Source organism: Cupriavidus sp. SIMBA_020 (assembly GCF_046535395.1).
GTDB lineage: Bacteria > Pseudomonadota > Gammaproteobacteria > Burkholderiales > Burkholderiaceae > Cupriavidus > Cupriavidus campinensis.
The window spans coordinates 1-253 of record NZ_JAWRWU010001174.1 but is presented as its reverse complement, the minus strand read 5'-3'; the positions used below and the strand labels follow the sequence as shown (position 1 = coordinate 253).

The 253-nt window shown below is 34.0% G+C and carries 1 protein-coding gene; it reads left to right on the top strand.

The genetic code is table 11. The annotated features are described in order from the left end of the window. Positions 1–33: 33 nt before the first annotated feature. Positions 34–253: hypothetical protein (locus tag SB751_RS33230; protein WP_410749397.1), on the top strand; the 220-nt coding region annotated here is incomplete at its 3' end.

Genomic DNA, 253 nt, shown 5'->3' with positions numbered 1-253 from the left:
CAGCAATTGGCACTCAATTGCAGTCACCTTAAGGTGGCTGATGAAAACTTGGTCAAGCAGGGAATTGAAAAGCAAAAATTAGCGATTTTATTTCAACCTGTATACGAGTTGGATAGTGGCATTATTATTAAACATCATGTTTTAATTAAAAGTAGCGATAAGACAAATAAACAACTATTTAATCAAGATTATATAAGTCAGTTTTACAATGAGGATGAGGCGCTATTACTAGACCAAGCAGTTGTTATGCAAG